The organism is Arthrobacter sp. JDC6 (assembly GCF_056484025.1).
Map to the genome: position 1 here is coordinate 2,839,776 of NZ_CM151278.1, position 14,340 is coordinate 2,854,115.

18 protein-coding genes are annotated in these 14,340 nt (G+C 66.8%); 6 read left to right on the forward strand and 12 right to left on the reverse strand.

The features are described from left to right. Nucleotide 1: 1 nt before the first annotated feature. On the reverse strand, nt 2-1,063 hold the full coding sequence (gene pheS / locus ACV095_RS13180) for a phenylalanine--tRNA ligase subunit alpha (RefSeq protein ID WP_018771566.1): 1,062 nt from the start codon (nt 1,061-1,063) through the stop codon (nt 2-4). A 201-nt stretch (nt 1,064-1,264) separates the two neighbouring features. Here pheS and ACV095_RS13185 point away from each other — a divergent pair, with 201 nt between their 5' ends. The 3 genes from ACV095_RS13185 to ACV095_RS13195 all read left to right on the forward strand — a co-directional run bounded on the left by ACV095_RS13185 (nt 1,265) and on the right by ACV095_RS13195 (nt 3,575). Then, entirely contained in the window at nt 1,265-1,717 is a 453-nt protein-coding gene (locus ACV095_RS13185; RefSeq protein WP_478222044.1) for a hypothetical protein, read from the forward strand. Next, the gene (locus tag ACV095_RS13190) at nt 1,717-2,373 is read left to right on the forward strand and encodes an SIMPL domain-containing protein (protein WP_478222045.1); all 657 of its coding nucleotides are present in this window, start codon (nt 1,717-1,719) and stop codon (nt 2,371-2,373) included. Before ACV095_RS13185 ends, ACV095_RS13190 begins: the two co-directional genes overlap by 1 nt. Nucleotides 2,374-2,468: 95 nt before the next feature. Next, nucleotides 2,469-3,575, forward strand: coding sequence for an Rv2578c family radical SAM protein (locus tag ACV095_RS13195; RefSeq protein ID WP_478222046.1), 1,107 nt, complete (start codon nt 2,469-2,471; stop codon nt 3,573-3,575). On the opposite strand, the gene ACV095_RS13200 is transcribed toward ACV095_RS13195, so the two are convergent. After that, nucleotides 3,572-4,018 (reverse strand): (deoxy)nucleoside triphosphate pyrophosphohydrolase, encoded by a 447-nt coding sequence (locus ACV095_RS13200; RefSeq protein WP_056390889.1) that lies wholly within the window; start codon nt 4,016-4,018, stop codon nt 3,572-3,574. The two genes, ACV095_RS13195 and ACV095_RS13200, sit on opposite strands and share 4 nt — an antisense overlap. A 174-nt stretch (nt 4,019-4,192) precedes the next feature. Here ACV095_RS13200 and ACV095_RS13205 point away from each other — a divergent pair, with 174 nt between their 5' ends. Together ACV095_RS13205 and ACV095_RS13210 are read left to right on the forward strand one after the other, a co-directional pair. After that, nucleotides 4,193-5,401 carry an MFS transporter gene (locus ACV095_RS13205; protein WP_478222047.1) on the forward strand — a complete coding sequence of 403 codons (1,209 nt, stop codon included), beginning with the start codon at nt 4,193-4,195 and terminating at the stop codon, nt 5,399-5,401. Between the two features lie 148 nt (nt 5,402-5,549). After that, nucleotides 5,550-5,825, forward strand: coding sequence for a GlsB/YeaQ/YmgE family stress response membrane protein (locus tag ACV095_RS13210; protein WP_018771572.1), 276 nt, complete (start codon nt 5,550-5,552; stop codon nt 5,823-5,825). A 102-nt stretch (nt 5,826-5,927) separates the two neighbouring features. On the opposite strand, the gene ACV095_RS13215 is transcribed toward ACV095_RS13210, so the two are convergent. The 4 genes from ACV095_RS13215 to infC form a co-directional block, all read right to left on the reverse strand. Then, nucleotides 5,928-6,854: a TrmH family RNA methyltransferase gene (locus ACV095_RS13215; RefSeq protein ID WP_478222048.1), complete on the reverse strand. Its 927-nt coding sequence runs from the start codon at nt 6,852-6,854 to the stop codon at nt 5,928-5,930. 72 nt (nt 6,855-6,926) lie between these two features. Then, nucleotides 6,927-7,316 (reverse strand): 50S ribosomal protein L20, encoded by a 390-nt coding sequence (rplT, locus tag ACV095_RS13220; RefSeq protein ID WP_018771574.1) that lies wholly within the window; start codon nt 7,314-7,316, stop codon nt 6,927-6,929. Nucleotides 7,317-7,434: 118 nt separating this feature from the next. Beyond that, nucleotides 7,435-7,629, reverse strand: a complete 195-nt coding sequence (rpmI, locus tag ACV095_RS13225; RefSeq protein ID WP_018771575.1) for a 50S ribosomal protein L35 — start codon at nt 7,627-7,629, stop codon at nt 7,435-7,437. Between the two features lie 117 nt (nt 7,630-7,746). Continuing rightward, the gene (gene infC / locus ACV095_RS13230) at nt 7,747-8,769 is read right to left on the reverse strand and encodes a translation initiation factor IF-3 (protein WP_478222049.1); all 1,023 of its coding nucleotides are present in this window, start codon (nt 8,767-8,769) and stop codon (nt 7,747-7,749) included. Between the two features lie 401 nt (nt 8,770-9,170). Between infC and ACV095_RS13235 the strand changes: the two genes are divergently transcribed. Further along, a complete protein-coding gene (locus ACV095_RS13235) occupies nt 9,171-9,557 on the forward strand; it encodes a DUF1844 domain-containing protein (RefSeq protein WP_018771577.1) in 387 nt (128 codons plus the stop codon). A 135-nt stretch (nt 9,558-9,692) separates the two neighbouring features. On the opposite strand, the gene ACV095_RS13240 is transcribed toward ACV095_RS13235, so the two are convergent. The 6 genes from ACV095_RS13240 to hisB all read right to left on the reverse strand — a co-directional run bounded on the left by ACV095_RS13240 (nt 9,693) and on the right by hisB (nt 14,336). Beyond that, complete coding sequence (locus ACV095_RS13240; protein ID WP_144600335.1) at nt 9,693-10,988, reverse strand: MFS transporter; 1,296 nt, start codon at nt 10,986-10,988, stop codon at nt 9,693-9,695. A gap of 57 nt (nt 10,989-11,045) precedes the next feature. Next, nucleotides 11,046-11,930, reverse strand: a complete 885-nt coding sequence (locus ACV095_RS13245; RefSeq protein WP_478222050.1) for an SseB family protein — start codon at nt 11,928-11,930, stop codon at nt 11,046-11,048. Between the two features lie 19 nt (nt 11,931-11,949). Beyond that, nucleotides 11,950-12,696, reverse strand: a complete 747-nt coding sequence (gene priA / locus ACV095_RS13250; protein WP_144600339.1) for a bifunctional 1-(5-phosphoribosyl)-5-((5-phosphoribosylamino)methylideneamino)imidazole-4-carboxamide isomerase/phosphoribosylanthranilate isomerase PriA — start codon at nt 12,694-12,696, stop codon at nt 11,950-11,952. 96 nt (nt 12,697-12,792) lie between these two features. Next, the gene (locus ACV095_RS13255; protein ID WP_166673152.1) at nt 12,793-12,951 is read right to left on the reverse strand and encodes a hypothetical protein; all 159 of its coding nucleotides are present in this window, start codon (nt 12,949-12,951) and stop codon (nt 12,793-12,795) included. Beyond that, the gene (gene hisH, locus ACV095_RS13260; RefSeq protein WP_018771582.1) at nt 12,952-13,713 is read right to left on the reverse strand and encodes an imidazole glycerol phosphate synthase subunit HisH; all 762 of its coding nucleotides are present in this window, start codon (nt 13,711-13,713) and stop codon (nt 12,952-12,954) included. Beyond that, nucleotides 13,710-14,336 (reverse strand): imidazoleglycerol-phosphate dehydratase HisB, encoded by a 627-nt coding sequence (hisB, locus tag ACV095_RS13265; RefSeq protein WP_018771583.1) that lies wholly within the window; start codon nt 14,334-14,336, stop codon nt 13,710-13,712. The genes hisH and hisB overlap by 4 nt, the downstream gene beginning before the upstream one ends. Nucleotides 14,337-14,340 lie beyond the last annotated feature (4 nt).

The window sequence follows — 14,340 nt, forward strand, 5'->3', positions numbered from 1 at the left end:
GTTAGATCTCCATCCCGAAGTGCTCGCTGAACCGTACATCGCCTTCGATCATGTCGCGCATGTCCCCCACCTCGTTACGGAACATGAGGGTGCGCTCGATGCCCATGCCGAAGGCAAAACCTGAATAGACGTCCGGGTCGATGCCGGCGGCGCGCAGGACGTTGGGGTTGACCATGCCGCAGCCGCCCCACTCGATCCACGCCGGGCCCCCCTTGGCCCCGGGATGGAAGATGTCCAGTTCGGCGGACGGCTCCGTGAACGGGAAGTAGTTGGGGCGCAGCCGGATCTGGGCTTCATCGCCGAACATCTGCCGGGCGAAGTGCTCAAGGGTGCCGCGCAGGTCCGCCATGCTGAGGTTCCTGTCGATGGCCAGGCCCTCGAACTGGTGGAACACCGGGGTGTGGGTCGCGTCCAGTTCATCCGTGCGGAACACTTTTCCCGGGCACAGCACGTAGATGGGAACCTCGCGTTCCAGCATGGACCGGACCTGCACCGGGGAGGTGTGGGTCCGCATCAGCAGGTGGGCTTCAGGCGGTTCCACGAAGAAGGTGTCCTGCATTTCGCGGGCAGGGTGGTCCGGCTTGAAGTTCAGGGCGTCGAAGTTGAACCACTCGGATTCCACCTCGGGGCCTTCGGCGATTTCCCAGCCCATGCCCACGAAGATGTCCGCCACGCGGTCCTGCAGCGTGGAGAGCGGGTGGCGGGCACCTGCACGACGGCGGCGCGGAGCGGCGGTGACATCCACAGTTTCCTCGACCAGGATCCTGGCGTCGTTCTCGGCTTCCAGTACCGCCGTGCGGTCGGCGAGCGCCTTGTTGACCCGGCCGCGGGAGGCGCCCATCAGCTTCCCGGCGAGCGCCTTCTGGTCCTTGGGCAGGCGGCCAATCTCACGGTTGGCAAGGCTCAGCGGGGACTTCTCGCCGCTGTGGGCAAGGCGCACCGCCTTCAGCTCGTCAAGGGTGGCCGCACCGGCGATGGCGGTGATGGCCTGATCTACAGCGGCGTTGATGGCGGCCTCATCCGTGGGGTTCGGGATGGCGGCGCCCGGCAAAGTTTCAGTCATCTACTGTTCTTAGCTACGAGTCGTGGCTGCCGGCGGCCGGGGCAGCCGTTGGCGGTTTCCCGCCCGGCGCGTCCGTCGCTGGCAGGTCATGGATGAATGCGCTGAACGTCAGTGTCATTCAATGACCAGGTCAGGGCTCGCCGGCAGGACCGGCGGCCACTGCCCTCCAGTCTAGTTGAACCCTCCGGCTACCATGGCCTCATGACTTTGCGGCAGCGCGCGGGTACCTTTCACGGCCCGACGACGGCCCAGCGGCTCAGGCGGGCAGCGAACCTCCTGAACGGGAGCACCCTGGCCGGGCTCGCCGTCGCGCTCGCCGCCAGGACGCAGATCAGCCGGGGCCCCCGCGGCCTGATCATAGCCGCAGGCTACCGCTGGCGGTTGCCGTTCGCGCACGCCTACACCCTTGGGAACGTCGTGCTGTGCCGGAGCACGGCCGGTGAGCTGCTGTCCCGGCCCGCACTCCTGGGACACGAGGAAGGGCACTGCACCCAGTACGCGTGGTGCCTCGGATTGCCCTTCATCCCCCTGTACCTGGCAGCCGCCGGCTGGTCGGTGCTGCGCACCGGAAATCCGGGAACGGGCAACATCTTTGAGCGCCGGGCCGGGCTGGCGGCCGGCGGCTACCCGCCCACTGCGTCGAGGCGCGCGTGATGGGCCCGGAAGCCCCCGCGCACGGGAATGCGCGAACAGTCACCGCCACGGGCACGGGATGGGCGGAGGCACCCCCTGACCTGATGCTGGTTTCGGTGGGCGTCGAGTGCCGTGCCGGATCGGCGGAGGAGGCGTATGCGGCGGCCGCGGAAGGCCTGGCCATGATGGGCTCGGTCCTCCGCGGCCACGGTGTTGCACCGGCCGATATCCGCTCAGCGGGGATGAGCGTCCGCGCCGACCTCGCCTGGCGGGACGGCGAGGGCCAAAAGCTCGTGGGGTACGTAGCGGCCAGCAGCGTCACGGTCCGGCTCAGGGACATCGCCACCGCGTCCGCCACCATTGCCGCGGCCGTCGACGCGGCCGGGGATTCCGCCCGGCTGAACAACCTGCAATTGGTCCTTTCCGACGACACCGCCGTCCGGGCTGAGGCCCGGGAAGCCGCCTGGCACGACGCACTCCGCACTGCCGGGCAGTACGCAGCGTTGGCCTCCGCCCGCCTGGGACCGGTGTTGTCAGTGACGGACCAGCGCCCGGCGCCGGGTCCGGTTCCACTTGCGGGCATGCAGCGGGCCTCGGCCCCGGAGGGCATGACGGTGGAACCGGGCGCAAACCGGGTGGAGGCGACCGTGACCGCCACGTGGGCCCTGGAGCAGTAGGCCGCCCCCTTCCACCGGCCGGTACCTTTGGGCGACCGGCTGGTATCCGCGCGCGGCGCCTTGACTTCCATTCGAACATGTTTTCGAATGGAACCATGAGATGGGAAGCGCAGGCACTGGTACCCGATACGCCTGACACCGCGGGTGCCGCTGCTCCGGCGCTGCTTCCGCTGGCAGGACTGGTGCGTTCCGTCACCACCCCCGAGTTCGCCGGCATCACGTTCCACGAGGTCACCGCCAAATCGGTGCTCAACAGGGTCCCGGCAGGGTCAAAGATGCCTTTCGAATGGACCGTCAATCCCTACCGCGGCTGCAGCCATGCCTGTGTCTACTGCTTCGCCCGCAAGTCCCACACCTACCTGGATTTCGACGCCGGGATGGACTTTGACAGCCAGGTGGTGGTGAAGGTGAATGCCGCGGAGGTCCTCCGCAAGGAACTGAACAAGGCATCCTGGACACGCCAGCAGGTGGCGCTGGGTACCAATACAGACCCCTACCAGCGGGCCGAGGGCCGGTACCGGCTCATGCCCGGCATCATTGCCGCCTTGGCGGAATCCGGCACTCCCCTGTCCATCCTCACCAAGGGAACGCTGTTGGCGCGGGACATCCCGTTGCTCAAAAGGGCTGCCACGCAGGTGCCCGTGGGGCTGGGCATTTCCCTGGCCATGACGGACGAGGCCCTCTCGGAGGCCATCGAACCCGGTACCCCAGGACCCAGGGCCCGGCTGAAACTCGTCTCCCGCTTACGTGAGGCCGGACTGCCATGCGGCGTCATGGCCATGCCCATCCTGCCGTGGTTGTCGGACAGCGACGAAGCACTTGATTCCCTCTTCGCTTCCCTGGCCACTACCGGGGCCACCGGCGTTACGGCCGGCGCCCTCTACCTGAAACCTGGCACCCGGGAGTGGTTCATGCAGTGGATTGCCAAACACCACCCCGAATTGGCCGGCCGCTACCGGCGCCTGTACGGGACGGGTTCCTACGCCTCCAAGGAGTACCGCACCTGGCTGGCCGGCAGGGTCCGCTATTTCAAGGCACGCCATGGGTTTTCGCATTCGTCCGGCTTCAGCCACCGGGACCTGGACGATCCCCGTGCCGAGGAAGCGCAGTACCCGGCAGGAAGCATTCCGGCCGGCACGAATGCCGGGCCCCCCGGCGTCCCTTCTTCGTCCCGGCCCTCGCAGCAGGACGCGCTTTTCTAGCGGCTCCGGCCCAGCGACGATCCCACGGATTCCAGCAGCGCATGGACAATCGGATAGTCGGCGGGGATCCACGGCAAGGTGAGGACAGCTTCCCGGTCCCGCAGGTCCACCCAGCGCAGTTCGTCATGGTCTTCAAGGGGCAATGGTTCGCCGTGGGTCACCTCAGCGAACCACACCCTCATACTGGCCCGGTCATTGAGGGGCCAGCCAGCCGGTGTTTCCGCATGAAGTTCCAGTCCCAGGCGCACGCCGATTCCCAGTTCCTCAGCCAGCTCCCTCACCAGCGCCGTTTCGGGTTCCTCCCCGGGCTCCACCTTGCCGCCGGGGAACTCCCACAGCCCCGCCAGGTGCTCCGGCGCGCTTCGCCGTGCCACCAACAGGGCCGCCGGATTGGCCAGCCGGTCCACCACAGCTCCGCCCACAACCTGAATCAGTCCAGTCACCGGGTCATTCTATGGGCCACAATGGAGTGTCCGGGAACAGCATTCCCGCCTTAGGAACAGTTCCTGCCGGGAATACGTCCTGCCCAGCCGGGGTTTGCCACACTGTCCGGACCGTCCTGCCCCACTGCCGTGGCATCCGTCCCTTGCGAGTCCCACGTTTCAAGAAGCAGGAATATGAGCAGCGTTCTTTCCCCGTCCACGGCAACCCGCAGCACGACCCCCAACATCGGCATGGCGATTTTCGCCCTGGCCATGGGCGGCGTAGGCATCGGCGTCACCGAGTTCACCATGATGGGCCTGCTCAAGGAAGTGGAGCAGGGCCTGGCAATTACCACTCCGCAGGCCGGCAACCTGATCTCCGCCTATGCGCTGGGGGTAGTGGTAGGCGCTCCGCTGCTGGCCGCCGTCGGCGCCAGGCTCCCCCGCAAGAAACTGGCGCTGGGGCTGCTGCTGTTCTTTACCGTGGCCAACCTGGCGTCATTCGTTGCCCCCGACTATGGCTGGATGCTGGTGTCCCGCTTTGCCGCCGGCCTGCCGCACGGAGCGTTCTTCGGCGTTGCAGCCGTCATCGCGGCTTCCCTCGTTCCGCCCACACGGCGCGGTTGGGCCATCTCCATGGTCATGGCCGGGCTCAGCGTCTCCAACGTCGTGGGAGTACCGTTCGCCACCTGGCTGGGACAGACCTTCGGCTGGCGCCTGCTGTTTGTCCTGGTCGGTGCCATCGGCCTGCTGGCACTGGCCATGGTGTGGAAATTCGTCCCCTTCCAGCACGCCCACCCCGACGCGAGCATCCGGCGCGAGCTCGGGGCCCTCAAACGGCTCCAGGTATGGCTGGCACTCCTGGTGGGCATCGTGGGTTTCGGCGGCTTCTTCGCCACCTATACCTACATCGCCCACACCATGACCTCCGTGGCCGGCATCCCCTCCACCCTGATCCCCCTTGTGGTGGCGCTCTACGGTCTTGGCATGGTGGCCGGGAACGTCGTCGGCGGCAGGCTCGCTGACAAATCCGTCATGGGCACCCTGTACCGGGTTCTCCCTGCCATCGCCGTGGCTCTGGTGGTCTATGGGGTGGCGGCGCACTGGCAGTGGAGCGCCATGGTCATGGTGTTTGTGGTGGGAGCTTCCGGTTCCATGCTCATCCCCGCTCTGCAGACCCGGCTGCTGGACGCCTCGCCGGATGCCCCATCGCTGGCATCCTCCCTCAACCATGCCGCGCTGAACGTCGCCAACGCGCTGGGAGCCTTCCTCGGCGGCCTTGTCATCGCCCTCGGGTGGGGCTTTGTTGCCCCGGCGCTGGTCGGCGCCGGCCTCGCCGTCCTTGGTTTCGGCGTCGCGCTCCTCAGCGGCCTGCTCGAACGCAAGAGGCCGCTGGCTGCCTGAGGTTATGCGCACGGAGCCCCGAAAACGGGGGCCCGCGCTGTCCTAACGATGCAGCAACGCCGTCACCCGAGCTACTGACTTTGCAGGGGGCTTATGTTAGCTTGAGCCTCATCGGGACTATTAATCCCGGTCACAATAAGGAGGAGACATGGGTTTTCTTGCTTGGATTATTTTGGGCCTCATAGTCGGGGCCATCGTTAAGGCCGTTATGCCCGGACGGGTCGGCGGCGGCTGGGTCACCAGCCTCATCCTCGGTGTCGTCGGTGCCATTGTTGGCGGCTGGATTGGCAGCCTCCTGTTCAACAAGGGCGATCTTGCCTTCTTCGACCTCGGCACCTGGATTCTCGCTATCGTCGGCGGCCTGCTTGTCGCCGGCATCTACGGAGCAGTCACCGGACGCGGAAAAGCAACCCGCGCACCCTGATCACTCTGTCTACCAACACCCCATCGGCCCCGGACTTCCGGGGCCTTTCTTTTTTTAGAAGGTCCCTGGCCTTTCCCCGAAGTTCCCGGCCGTGGCGCGTCCCTATCCGGCCTGTTCCTGCCCCACTGCAGCTGCCGCACGGCGCTGGGAGCGGGCGCTGGCGTAGAGGCATACCGTGGCCGCCGTCCCAAGGTTGAGGCTCTCGGCGGCGCCGTAGACAGGAACGGCCACCCGGTGGTCGGCCAGTTCCAGCTCCTCCGCGGAGAGTCCCTGCGCCTCGTTCCCAAAGAACCAGGCCGTGGGACCGGCGAGGTCGTACACAGACTCCGGCCCTGTTCCGGTGAGCCGGCGCCGGGCGTTCTCGTCCTGCAGGACATCAAGGTCCAGCTGCCCGTAGCCGTCGGCGGCCAGGATGCCGATGCCGCGGGCCTTGCAGGCTGCAGCCAGTTCCGCGGGATCGGCGGCCAGCACCACCGGAAGGTGGAACAGCGAACCTGCGGTGGACCGGACGGCCTTGGGGTTGTAGATGTCCACGCTGGACGTCGTGAACACCACGGCGTCGGCACCAGCGGAATCGGCCGCACGCAGGACCGTTCCCGCGTTCCCCGGGTCCCGCACCTGGCAGAGCACGGCAATCAGGCGGGGCCCGGCGTCGAGCACGTCCGCCAGAGCCACGTCCACAAACCTGCAGACCGCCACTATCCCCTGCGGGTTGACGGTGTCCGCCATGGCTGCCAGGACCTCATCCGTGGCCAGCCGTGCGCTGGTGCCCTCGGAGAGCTCTTCAAATTCGGGAAAACGGTCAAGGCAGCTTTCGCTGGCGAAGACCTCAGTCACTACTCCGGGACCTCCCGCCGCAAGGCGCTGCTGGTGGAGCTTGAGTGCTTCACGGACGGCCTGCGGGCCCTCGGCCAGGAACTGCCCGCGCTTTAAACGGGCCGGGCGCCCTGCAAGCTTTGCCACATCCCTGACCCGATCAGCTCGGGGGTTGGAAAGTGGAAGGTCTTGCGGGCGCCCGGTTTCGTTCATACAGAAAACTGTAGTAGCTGCTGCCACCAGTTCCTGAACGGGCCCCTCAGGCGAGGGGCGGAAGCTGCTTGCCTAGGCTGCGGCTGCCTTCTTGGCGGAGGTGTCTGCCGGAAGGGAGTCCTTGGCCACCTGGACCAGCGCGGCGAAGGCGTTGGCGTCAGAGACGGCAAGCTCGGCCAGCATACGGCGGTCAACCTCGACCTCGGCGGCCTTCAGGCCCTGGATGAGGCGGTTGTAGGTGAGGCCGTTGGCGCGGGACGCAGCGTTGATGCGCTGGATCCACAGGCGGCGGAAGTCACCCTTCTTCTTCTTGCGGTCGCCGTAGCTGTACACAAACGAGTGCAGCAGCTGCTCCTTGGCCTTGCGGTACAGGCGCGAACGCTGTCCGCGGTAACCCTTTGCGCGTTCAAGAACAACCCGGCGCTTCTTGTGGGCGTTGACCGCCCTCTTCACACGTGCCACGTGCGTACTCCTTCGAAAATCTGATCCCAAGCATCTACTGCCGGTGAACCGGCGGCCTGAGAATGCTGTTTGGCAGGTGACGGACCGCCAGGCGGCGGCCCCTCATAGAACTTGGAAATTAGATGCCGAGCATCTTCCGGATGACCTTGGCGTCGCCCTTGAAGACGATCCGGTCGCCGGCAAGGCGGCGGGTCAGGCGGGAGGACTTGTGCTCCAGGTAGTGGCGGCGGTTGGCCTGCTGGCGGCGCAGCTTGCCGCTGCCGGTCAGCTTGAAGCGCTTCTTAGCACCACTGTGGGTCTTCATCTTCGGCATGGGAACCGATCTCCTTACGTTTCTGCAGGCCCGGGGGCCGCAGTTCTATCGCGCAGCCACCCCTGCGGGCAGCATGCTGGTTGCTGACTGCCGGAGGCGTACCCCGGCAGCTGTGAACTAGTTGGTCTTCTTGCCGGCCGGCTTCGGCGCTGCCTTGGGGGCAGGGCGCGCAGCAGGCTTCGGCGCAGCAGGCCTGGCCACCGGCTTGGGTGGTGCAGGCACAGCGGCCGGTTTCGGTGCCGCCGGCGCGGCGGCTTCCGGCTTGGCGGCAGCTGCAGGCCTGGGAGCCGGAGCGGCCTTCGGCGCAGCAGCCTTGGGGGCTTCCTGCTTCGGAGCTTCCTGCTTCGGCGCAGCAGCCTTGGGGGCTTCCTGCTTCGGAGCTTCCTGCTTCGGCGCAGCAGCCTTGGGGGCTTCCTGCCTCGGAGCTTCCTGCTCAGGTGCCTCAACAGCGGGTGCCTCAACAGCGGGCGCCTCGGCGGGGGCGTTGTCCTCGGCTACAACCTCCGGCTCCGTGGAGACGGTGAAACCTTCGGGCAGCAGGTCCGCCAGTGACTGCGTCAAGGGGGCCTGGTCCTCGCCGGACGTGTCAACGCGTCCGGAAGCCTTGGCTTCGTTCTGGGCCTTGGCCTCGGCCCGCTGCGTGGCGCGCCGTGCCTCAGCCTTGGCTTCAGCCTTGTTCTTCAGCGGCCCAACCACCATGACCATGTTGCGGCCGTCAATGCGGGGGCTGGACTCCACCACGCCAACTTCGGCGACGTCGTCCGCGAAGCGCTGGAGCAGGCGGATGCCCATCTCCGGACGCTGCTGCTCACGGCCACGGAACTGGATCATGGCCTTGACCTTGTCCCCGGCACCGAGGAAGCGCAGGGCGTGGCCGCGCTTGGTCTCGTAGTCGTGGGTGTCGATCTTCAACCGGAAACGAATTTCCTTCAGAACAGTGTTCGTCTGGTTCTTCCGGGCCTCACGTGCCTTGACCGCGGCCTCGTACTTGTACTTGCCGAAGTCCATCAGCTTGCACACCGGAGGCTTCGCCTGAGGTGCAACTTCAACGAGATCAAGGTCGGACTCGGCAGCCAGTCGCAGGGCATCCTCAATACGGACGATTCCTACCTGTTCACCTGCAGGGCCGACCAGCCGCACCTCGGGGACGCGGATACGCTCATTGATTCTTGGCTCGCTAATGTTAAAGCTCCTGTGTTTGTTGTTGAGTCCGGCAAATAGAGAAGGCCCCCAATTGCCGGAGCAATCGAAGGCCTCAGATAGGTTGGCTCGGCAACCCCGTCAGGGCTGCACGCACACAGTCCCGGCGTGTGCCGGTCCATGCCCAACCAGATACCCGGCAACCTTACGTCCCCTGCAGGTTCCAAATGAACGCCTGGGACAGCGGCTGACGCGGGTGGGAGAGAACTCCGCTTGCAAACTGGAAGCCATTCTACAGAAAAAATTCCCGTCAACGCCGCAAAAGCGCTGTTGGGAACCTGATCGTTTGGGACAATCCCTGAAATAACGACATCCAGTCGGTCTGTGTCAAGCTTACCAGTATGAGCACCTCAGACAGTAATTCGTACGTCTTCGAGCCCGGTGACGCAGGCGCAGACGTTTCACAACAGATCCGGGACATCTCGGAAGTCCCCGCCATCGAGGTCATCACCACGGCCGCCGTGCACCTCATGAGCGCAGCCGCGGTAAAGCTTGGCCTGGCCGCAGAAGACAACGCGGCCGAGCTGAAGGACCTGGACGAGGCCCGGAAGCTGATCACCGCCCTGGCCGGCCTGGTGACGGCAGCTGCCCCCGAAATCGGCTCGCAGCACGCCGGACCGTTGCGCGATGGGCTGCGGTCCCTCCAGCTGGCGTTCCGTGAAGAGTCGCTGATTCCGGATGCACCGGGCAAGGGCCCCGGCGAAAAGTACACCGGCGCAGTGAACTAAGGAAGAACCCACCCAAGCAGCGTCCGACGGCGGGACGGCCTTTCAAGGTCGTCCCGCCGTCGTCGTTTCCAGGCAAAGCACCCGGGGCTTGACCGGCCACTCCGTACCTGCCGTTCAGCGCGGCGGACGGAAATATCAGGCGGCGGCTTTTCGGCGGCGCTGCTGGAGGGCCAGGCCCACCAGGCACAGCACGACGCCGGCGGCGCCAACCGAAACGAAACCCCCGGACGGTCCCATGAGGTCGATGAAGATGCCGGCCAGCGGCGAGCCGAGGGCAACACCGGCGGTCAGGGCTGAGCCGTACCAGCCCATCGCCTCCCCGCGCCGTTCCTCCGACACCAGGTCCGCGACCTTTTCGGAGGCTGCGGAGAGGACGGGAGCGCAGAGCATGCCGGGCAGGATGGAAACCAGTGCCAGCGTCCAGGTGTCGTGGGCGAAGGCCATGGGCAGCGTCAGCGCCGCCATTCCCAGCAGCAGGATGACAGGCGGGATGGGCCGGTGCATGGCGCCGTAGATGAGTCCGCCCACCACCGAGGCGGCGCACCAGAAGACGAACACGATGCCGATCTCGCTCTGGCGGCCTCCGGTTTCCAGCGCCGCAACGATGCCAACGTCGGTACCGCTCAGGACCATGCCGGCGCCGGCGGCAACGGCAAAGAGTGCCGCGACCGTTGCGGTGAACCATGCGAAGCCGCCCGCCAGCCTTCCGCGCAGTCCCTCTGCCGCACGGCCGGCCGTCCCGGCCGGTGACAGTTCCGCGGCGGCTTCCTGGACGTGGGCCGGAGCGGTGGCGACCACGGCAGCTTCCGCGGCATGTTGCTCATCCCCGGCGCATTCGGCGGTTTGCGCCGGACTGCGGGTGGGCGGGTTGAACCACATGAGGGACAGCCCTGCCAGGGACGTGGCCACGCCCACCACGGTCAACCCGGCAACGGTAAATCCACTGGTGGCCACCACGGCGCCGGCGGCCGGCCCGATCATGAACACCATTTCGGTGGTGATGGCGTCTAGGGCGAACGCGGTGCGGCGCTGGTCGCCCTCCGCCAGGACGCCCAGGGACTGCCGGACCACGCTGAAAATTGGCAGCGTGAGCAGGCCGCCCACGAAGACCAGTGGGAGGAGCCACTGGTAGGACACATGCGGCACCACAGACCAGATCAGCGTCTCCGAGATCACGGACGGGATGAGTGCGGTCCGCAACCCTACGGTGTCAACGCGCCTGCCGCGCCACGGGGCGCCCAGGGCAATACCGATGGTCATGACCGCTGCGGCGGCACCGGCCGCGGCATAGCCCTGGCCAAGGGTGAGGACGATGTGCAGGGTCAGGAGCACCCCGGCCGCTGAGTGCGGGATGCGGGCGATCATGCCAACCAGCAGCAGCCGGCGGATTGGCCGGACGGCGAGCAACTCCCGGTAGAGAGCGAAATTCACGAAACGGTCCTTCAGGGTATGCCGCAGCACTGGCGGGGATCACCCATCCGGCTGCGTCTAGTCGGGAGCGCGCCTCAGTTTGATTTCCAAGGAGTCGACGCGCTCCCCAAACAATACATTCCGCGACCACTCCGCCTGGAGGTTGGCCACCAGTTCCTGGACACCGGCGGCGTCCAGGCCGTCCTCAAGGTACAGCACCACCTGAAGTTCCGGCCCGGCACCCCCGCCAGGGACTACCGCGCCATCGGCAGCACGGGAAGCCACTCCCCTGCCCCGCATAAGCCCAATGCTGCGGATGGCGGCGAACCCGGAGGCCGCGCGCGCCATTTCATCGGCCAGCTGGGGGTCGTTGTAGGAGGGGGTCCAGTCGTGCTGCTTTGCCAATGCCCAGACCCCCGGACGGCGCACCACGAACGTCACGTCGGCGCCCGGGTCCAGGACCAGGAGCTCGGCGCCTTCGGCGACTGCCGAGAGGGCAGCCCGCGCGGCGTACACGGCGACGGGCCGGGCCTCGGGATGCCAGGCGGCCAGCGCGGCGGCCGAGGTGAAGGCGGGGAGGGCAGTCCTGCCGTCAGCCGCCTTCAGCGTTACCAGCGCCATGTCCGCCTGCTTGTCAGCGTGCAGTCCGTGGGCTGTTTCCGACTCTTCAGCCAGCTGCGCCACAATCGGAATGAAGACCCGGGCCGTTGCCAGGGCGGCCACGACGCCCGCTTCATCGCCTGCCCCTTGCCGGAGCGCGTCCAGGGCGGCGAGGTAACCGGCGTCGGCCGTTCCGTCGTCGTCCTCGAAGTTGTGGATCCTGCCGTCGTCACCGGCCAGGCTGCGTCCTGCCCATGGCTGGCCCGCCGAATCCGTGGCGCCACCAGCGCCGGACAGGGCTGCCGCGATATGTCCGGGCAGCTGGCGTGCTGGCTGCCGCCCTGGCTCCTCGACGTTAGGCATGGGGTCGATGTCCGCCGGGTCAGCGCCGGCCGGCGACGTCGAGGGCTTCGGGCAGCGTGAAGGCTCCGGCGTACAGGGCCTTGCCCACAATCGCGCCTTCCACGCCCAGCGGGACCAGGGACCGGAGGACCTTCAGGTCGTCCAGGCTGGAGATGCCGCCGGAAGCCACAACCGGCTTGCCGGTCTTTTCCACCATCTGGCGGAGGAGTTCGACGTTGGGGCCCTGCAGAGTGCCGTCCTTGGTCACGTCGGTCACGACGTAGCGGGAGCAGCCGGCCTCTTCGAGACGGCCAAGGACCTCCCAGAGGTCCCCGCCTTCCTTGGTCCAGCCGCGGCCGGCGAGGGTTGTTCCGCGGACGTCGAGGCCCACGGCGATTTTGTCGCCAAAGCGTTCGATGGCCCGGCGGGTCCACTCCGGGTTCTCCAGTGCTGCCGTTCCCAGGTTGACCCGGGCCACGCCCAGGTCAAGGGCGGCTTCCAGTGTTTCGTCGTCGCGGAGGCCTCCGGAGAGCTCCACCTTGATGTCCAGCCGGCCCACGACTTCCCGGAGCAGGTCTGCGTTGGAGCCGCGGCCGAAGGCGGCGTCCAGGTCCACCAGGTGCACCCATTCGGCGCCTTGCTGCTGCCAGTTCAGCGCAGCTTCAAGGGGGGTGCCGTAGCTGGTTTCACTGCCCGCCTCGCCCTGGACCAGCCGGACGGCCTGGCCGTCGACGACGTCGACGGCTGGCAGCAGTTCAAGTACCGGCAGGTCATGTGCGGTGGTCATACTCATCCTCGGTGTCGATTTCGGTGCGGAAAGCAGGTCGCTGGGTCCGCGATGCTGTTGGGGTGAAGTTGGCGGCCCTCGCGCTGTGGGCTGTGGTCAGTTTGCCGGCAGGGTCAGCAGGTAGGCCGCCACCAGTGACATGGCGGCCAGGACGTAGAACGCCACCTGTGTCCAGAGTGGCTTGCGCTGCTGCCGGAATGAGATGCCGCCACCGATGAGGATGCCGGCGAGGCCCATCAGGAGTACCGACCACATCTAGGCGTCACTGCCGGCGTCCGCCGGTGCTGCAGCGGATTGACCGCCGGCCGGTTTCCGCAGGCCTTCCACCCAGTTGCGCAGGAGCCGCGCACCGGCGTCGCCGGACTTTTCGGGGTGGAACTGGGTGGCGCAGAGGGGGCCGTTCTCGACGGCGGCGATGAAGGGGCCGCCGTGTTCGGACCAGGTGACCAGGGGCGGCGCCATCCGTGGCTGGATGACGTCGAAGTTCCATTCCTGCACGCCGTATGAGTGCACGAAGTAGAAGCGTTCGTTTTCGACCCCGGCAAAGAGTTTGGAGCCTTCCGGCACCTTGACCGTGTTCCAGCCCATGTGCGGAACCACCTCCGCGGGGAGGGCCTCTACCTTGCCGGGCCATTCGCCAATGCCTTCGGCTTCGGTGCCGTGTTCCACGCCGGCTTCAAAAAGGACCTGGAGGCCCACGCAGATTCCAAGCACGGGGCGTCCGCCTGCCACCCGCCTGCCGATCAGCCTGATGCCGTCCACGGCCTTGAGTTCGCGCATGACGGTCTCGAACGCACCTACGCCCGGAACCACCAGGCCGTCCGCGTTCAGTACATCCTCGGGCTTGGCGCTCAGGACTACTTCCGCGCCGGCACGTTCCAGTGCCCGGACTGCGGACCTGACGTTCCCGGAACCGTAATCGAGCACGGTGACCGTGGGTTTGCCCTCAGGTGAAGGCAGCTTGCCTGATGCTGACGGATCGATGATCGCCCCGTCTTTGAGGACCTGGCCGCTCACAGCGCCCCCTTGGTGGAGGGGATGCCTTCAACCCGGGGATCGGGTTCGACGGCGGCGCGGAGGGCGCGGGCGAAGGCTTTGAACTGTGCCTCGACGATGTGGTGCGGGTCCCGTCCGGCCAGCACGTTCATGTGCAGGCAGATGCCGGCGTGCAGTGTGATGGCTTCGAAGACGTGGCGGGTCAGGGAACCGGTGAAGTGACCGCCGATCAGATGGTACTCCTGCCCGGCCGGCTCGCCCCCGTGCACCAGGTACGGGCGTCCGGACACGTCCACCACAGCGTTCGCAAGCGCTTCGTCCAGCGGAACGGTGGCCTCACCGAACCGGCGGATCCCCGCCTTGTTCCCGAGGGCGGTCCGCAGGACCTCGCCGAAGGTGATGGCCACGTCCTCAACAGTGTGGTGGACATCGATGTGGGTGTCACCCGTGGCCTTGACCGTCATGTCGATCAGGGAGTGCTTGCACAGGGCCGTGAGCATGTGGTCGTAGAACGGCACGGAGGTATCGATGTCCGATACGCCGGTTCCATCGAGGTTGATCTCCACGAGCACGGAGGACTCGCTGGTGGCACGCTCCATGCGGGCGGTCCGGGCCGCAGCCGTATTCGATCCGGTGGGACTCATGGTG